The organism is Mycobacterium sp. 1423905.2, from assembly GCF_001673155.1.
GTDB lineage: Bacteria > Actinomycetota > Actinomycetes > Mycobacteriales > Mycobacteriaceae > Mycobacterium.
Window position 1 is genome coordinate 1 of the sequence record NZ_LZLE01000301.1, and the last position, 884, is coordinate 884.

The following is an 884-nucleotide window of genomic DNA, read 5'->3' on the forward strand; positions in this document are numbered from 1 at the left end:
GTGTTGCCGGCGAACGCTTCCAAGTGCGCGGCCAGCCCACTCTTGGCTTCGCGCATCAGGTCAGCGATGTCGTGATCGGTGCGCTCGGTGCCGCGGATCAGCCGGCGGTCCCCGGAGTAGACGCCGCCTTCGTAGAGGCGGATCTTCGATCCGTCCTTGACCTTCTTGAAGATCTCCGGGCCGGTCTCGTCGATCAGCGTGACGCCGTTGTTGACCAGCACCTCGGGACCCAGGTTGGGGTAACGGCCGGAGACCGACGGTGAGGCGTTGACCACGGCGGCGATGTCGGCTTCGACCAACGCGTCGGCGGTGATGCGGTCCAAGTCCAGGATGTCGAGGACGACGATGTCGCCGGGGCAGACCCGGCGCAGCAGTCGGTCGATGTTCCGGTCGACTCGGGCGGTGCCGACCAATCCTGGCCGATCGTTGTTACGGGACAGAAGCGCTGACATCTTCATGAGGGCCGATTCTGTCGGCGCGATGAGGTTAGAGCGAGTAGGCGCGCCGTAACATCTGCCTCAGAAGTTATCCAGAGTCACAGCAGTCACAGTTGTATGGCCGTCGCGCATCAGCATGGTCTCGCGGGTGAATTGTCGGCTGCGACGGGGTACTGGGGCGGCCTCGAGTGTGCGTCCAGGGCGTCGAGAGTGAATCCACGGCGGGCATTACGCCGATCGCCCGCCATCGCTACACGGTGGAAGCCGTAAATGCACGCTCGACGAAAGCGGCCTCTCGGCGAGACGCGACTAGAGCTCGTCTTTCTGCGCGGCGTCCAGCAATTCGCGGGCGTGTGCGCGGCCGCTGTCGGACTCCCCGAGGCCAGACAGCATCCTGGCCAGTTCGGCTACCCGGTCGTCGCGGGTCAACCGCCGCACGCCGCTGGC

General features: G+C 65.4%; 1 protein-coding gene and 1 pseudogene. Both read right to left on the bottom strand.

Translation table 11 applies throughout. From position 1 onward, the window contains the following. Positions 1 to 458, bottom strand: a pseudogene (locus tag A9W95_RS19880) (thiamine pyrophosphokinase); the annotation flags it as partial. A gap of 288 nt (positions 459 to 746) precedes the next feature. Further along, on the bottom strand, positions 747 to 884 hold a 138-nt coding region (locus tag A9W95_RS28080; protein ID WP_172826666.1), incomplete at its 5' end, for a hypothetical protein.